At 61.2% G+C, this 3,550-nt stretch carries 5 protein-coding genes and 1 pseudogene; 2 read left to right on the top strand and 4 right to left on the bottom strand.

The genetic code is table 11. From position 1 onward, the window contains the following. Window positions 1-556, bottom strand: a 556-nt coding sequence (locus tag B2V21_RS21335) for a DUF945 family protein (protein WP_286917960.1), incomplete at its 3' end; no start/stop codon positions are given. A 305-nt stretch (window positions 557-861) separates the two neighbouring features. On the opposite strand from B2V21_RS21335, the gene B2V21_RS21340 reads away from it, so the two are divergent. Next, window positions 862-1,227, top strand: a complete 366-nt coding sequence (locus tag B2V21_RS21340) for a response regulator (protein ID WP_049858745.1) — start codon at window positions 862-864, stop codon at window positions 1,225-1,227. Window positions 1,228-1,334: 107 nt separating this feature from the next. On the opposite strand, the gene B2V21_RS21345 is transcribed toward B2V21_RS21340, so the two are convergent. The 3 genes from B2V21_RS21345 to B2V21_RS21355 all read right to left on the bottom strand — a co-directional run bounded on the left by B2V21_RS21345 (window position 1,335) and on the right by B2V21_RS21355 (window position 3,255). Beyond that, the gene (locus tag B2V21_RS21345) at window positions 1,335-2,015 is read right to left on the bottom strand and encodes a GNAT family N-acetyltransferase (protein WP_286917961.1); all 681 of its coding nucleotides are present in this window, start codon (window positions 2,013-2,015) and stop codon (window positions 1,335-1,337) included. A 109-nt stretch (window positions 2,016-2,124) separates the two neighbouring features. Then, complete coding sequence (locus tag B2V21_RS21350) at window positions 2,125-2,877, bottom strand: SDR family oxidoreductase (RefSeq protein WP_286917962.1); 753 nt, start codon at window positions 2,875-2,877, stop codon at window positions 2,125-2,127. 21 nt (window positions 2,878-2,898) lie between these two features. Then, on the bottom strand, window positions 2,899-3,255 hold the full coding sequence (locus tag B2V21_RS21355) for a hypothetical protein (protein ID WP_286917963.1): 357 nt from the start codon (window positions 3,253-3,255) through the stop codon (window positions 2,899-2,901). 168 nt (window positions 3,256-3,423) lie between these two features. Between B2V21_RS21355 and B2V21_RS21360 the strand changes: the two are divergent. Beyond that, window positions 3,424-3,550: pseudogene (locus B2V21_RS21360) on the top strand (transcriptional regulator FNR); the annotation flags it as partial.

Consider the following 3,550-nt stretch of genomic DNA (forward strand, 5'->3'; position numbering starts at 1 on the left):
TCAGCGTCAGGCGTGCATTCAAGCCAGAAAACCGGACGGTGTCATTGCCTTCACGGGCGTCGAGCGGCAACAGTTGCAGGCGGGTATCGCTGGCGCCGTCGTAGCCAAGGCTGACCTGACCGCGCAACGGCGGCTGGTTCTGGCTCATGGCGAACCAGGCCTGGGTATCGGCGTTACGCTCGAGCTCGAAGTTGCTCGCCGCCATCACCGGCATGAGCCTGAAGGCCTTGAGGTGCGACCATGGCAGTGGCCCATGCTCGATGTGATCGACCAGCAACAGCTCGCGGCGTTCAGGTCCGCTGTCACCTTGCAGGTTGTTGAGCGTGATGCGGTAGTGCGCCGTGCTGGTGAAGAAACGTCGGTCCAGCGACAGCAGTTCGATCTGCATGCCGGGTTGGCCGTCGACGTTGAAGGACGCCGCCATTTCCCGGTTGGCTTGCCTGATGGCAGTGCTCAGGACCGGCTCCAGCTGAGTGCCGGTGTACCAGGCCCCACCCACGGTGGCGGCTGCGGCCACGACGACGATGCCAGCGAGGATGCCTGTTGCTTTGTTCATGATCGGACTCGTTCGAAAGGATGCCGGGCCAACGAGGCCCTGGCACAAGACGGGGGCGCGCTCGGCATGAGGTTAGCACCTGCGCTTGGTGATCAGCCAGCCAGAGACGTGAGCGCTGCGAAGGAAAAGGATACCGCTGGGGACTTTATTCGACATTGGCAATCTGGGCTGAATCTCTTTGCATATCCGTTACTTGTACGCAACAGTTTATGCCCTTTCGTCAGTCTTTTTTTCTTGGCACAGAACCCTTTCAAGTTGTATCAGTCGACTGTGTAGCCGCTTATGCATCTTTGAAGGTACGCCCCATGCCCACCGCCTCCATTCTGGTCCTCGAAGACGAAGATCTTATCCGTGATCTGCTGACGACGGTACTTGAAGATGCAGGCTTCAAGGTCACGGCATTTCAGACGGCTGACCAAGGTTGCGACTTTCTGGAAACCCATCCAGGCGAGGTCAACATGGTGGTCAGCGACATTCGCATGCCCGGAAAAATGGACGGCTACGATCTGAGCATGTTGGCCGCCGAGCGCTGGCCTGCCCTGCCGATCCTGCTCACTTCCGGTTTCTCCGGTCGCGACCTGGTGTTGGGGCCGAACGTCGAGTTCTTGCCCAAGCCCTGGACCAGCGAGCGGTTGCTGAACAAGGTCAACAAGTCGCTGCATATTCATTGATGTGAGCGGTGCGCAAGCGTCTTGGATTCGAAACGGTGACCGATCAGTGGCACCGCGGGGGTTGATGACGCGGCTTGCGCCGCTGCTACAGGGGAATGGGCAACCGGTCAGATTTGTGAGTCCCGGGCGAATGTGGCGGCTTGGCGGGTCATGTGGTCGAGTTGCCGGTCACGCTTTTTTTCGGCGTCGAGCATGGCCTTGCGGCCGTGCTGATTGAGCAGATAGGCGTGAATCTGCCGTACTTCCAATGATGCATAGATGGGCGCCACATCCAGTACCGCAATGGGATGATCGGTCGCTTCACCGTCACAACTGAGTTTGACCTGCGGGCCTTGCGCGCCGATCACCTGAAACCCCATGTTTTCGAACCATGACACCTTGCTCACCACGCACGCCAGTTCCACGTGGGCATGACGCTGCTTGATCACATCGAGCAAGCCCCGCGCCACGCCCCTGCGACGTTTCGAGGCGCGTACTGCCATGTAGGCCACGGTGCACACGGAAGGGTCGTGCTCGGCGCGCAGGAACAAGGCGAACCCGTCCAGCGTTTCCGGCTGCGCCTCGTCGAATGCCAGGACCAGTTCCGGTCGCACCTCACGACCGCCCGACATCGCCTCCAGATACTGATGCACTTCGTAGCCGACACCGTACTGGTAGAGCTGATAGAGCGGATTGCTCGGGGTGATGCCCAGACTGCTGATGTCGGTGAGATAGTCGACGACCATCTGCAGCAGCTGACTCTTGATGTCCTCGGACGGCGCGGAACTGGAATGGTGAATCAGTGACATCGGTGGCAGGGCTCCGGCAGGGTGCTCGCAAGGGAAAGAGCGCCATGATAAACCCTGATCCGCGCCGATCGACAGCGCAGCGAGACCGCCCAAATCGCGAGGAGGCGTATCAGCCTCGCCCCACGAACGGCATATTGGTGGCCATCACGGTCATGTTCAGCACGTTCGCCGACAGCGGCAGCTTGGCGATGTAGCGAACCGCGTCGACCACATGCTCCATGTCGACCATGGGTTCGACGGCGATGTCGCCATTGGCCTGGCGTACACCCTTGGTCATACGTGCAGACAGTTCGGTCAGGGCATTGCCGATATCGATCTGGCTGCAGGCGATGTTGAACTCGCGGCCATCGAGCGCCAGGCTTTTGGTGATGCCGAGCACGGCGTGCTTGCTGGACGTATAGGGCATGCTGAAACTGCGCGGGGTGTGCGCTGAAATCGAACCGTTGTTGATGATCCGCCCGCCTTGCGGTTGTTGGCGGCGCATCAGCCCGAACGCGGCGCGGCAGCACAGGAATACGCCGGTGACATTGGTCTGCAGAACGTCGGTCCATTTGGCCACGTCCAGCTCGTCGATCGGCACCGCAGGGGCGCCAATGCCCGCATTGTTGAAAATCACGTCGAGGCGTCCGTAGGTCTGCTCGACGGTGGCGAACAGAGCGTCGACGCTGACGCTATCGCGGACATCGGCCGCCACTGCCAGGGCTTCACCGCCCTGCTCTGCGATCTGCTGCGCCACCGCCTGCACGGCTTCCAGGCGTCTGCCCGCCAGCACCACACAGAAACCATCGGCTGCCAGCCCCAGGGCGGTCGCCCGGCCGATGCCGCTGCCGGCACCGGTCACCAACGCTATTTTCTTCGACATGCTTGTTCCTCTGGTTTGGGGTCAGTTGCTGTCCGCGGCCCGCCCCTTGCGTTCTTCGATCATCTGCGCACCGCTCTGCTGGCGCTGCTGTTGCAAGGTGTCGGTCGTGTCCGAAGGTGAGGAGGACGTGGGCTCTTGGATCGTACTCGAACTTCGGGTGGCCGGGGCGCGATTCATGCTGCTGGACGGGTTGCGTGTGGTATTGGCCTGAGGCTGCGCAGTGTTGGCTGCCGGGGCCGTATTCACGGTCGAACCGCCCCCGCCACCCGCCGCAGGACTCGAGGCGCTGAGCCCGGTTGCGGCACCGACGCCGCATGAGGCCGACAAGAGCATGCCGATCACCCCGCTGTATTTCAGGACACGATAAAGCGTGTTCATGGGTATCTACCTTTGGCTGTGACGCGGTGGCTTTCCTGTTGTAGCTGAGCCCGTGGCGCATCCGTAGTTCCCCTAGCCCGATGGCGGTTGTTGGCCTGAGAGCGGCTGGCTGGGTTACCCTTGTCTCGTCACACGTACTTATCAAGATGTTTCCACAAGGATCGAACAATGTCCGAGCCGGCGAAAAACCGCGCCACTCATCAGACCCATTGCAAGGACTGCAGCCTGGCGCCCCTGTGCCTGCCCCTGTCACTGGAACTGGCCGACATGGATGCGCTGGACGATATCGTCAAGC

Source organism: Pseudomonas sp. UBA6276 (assembly GCF_002438365.1).
Taxonomy (GTDB): Bacteria; Pseudomonadota; Gammaproteobacteria; order Pseudomonadales; family Pseudomonadaceae; genus Aquipseudomonas; species Aquipseudomonas coleopterorum.

Excerpts from the sequence above, each read along its gene's own strand:
- B2V21_RS21340 (WP_049858745.1), top strand. The coding sequence starts at position 862 with ATGCCCACCGCCTCCATTCTGGTCCTCGAAGACGAAGATCTTATCCGT.
- B2V21_RS21345 (WP_286917961.1), bottom strand. The coding sequence starts at position 2,015 with ATGTCACTGATTCACCATTCCAGTTCCGCGCCGTCCGAGGACATCAAG.
- B2V21_RS21350 (WP_286917962.1), bottom strand. The coding sequence starts at position 2,877 with ATGTCGAAGAAAATAGCGTTGGTGACCGGTGCCGGCAGCGGCATCGGC.
- B2V21_RS21355 (WP_286917963.1), bottom strand. The coding sequence starts at position 3,255 with ATGAACACGCTTTATCGTGTCCTGAAATACAGCGGGGTGATCGGCATG.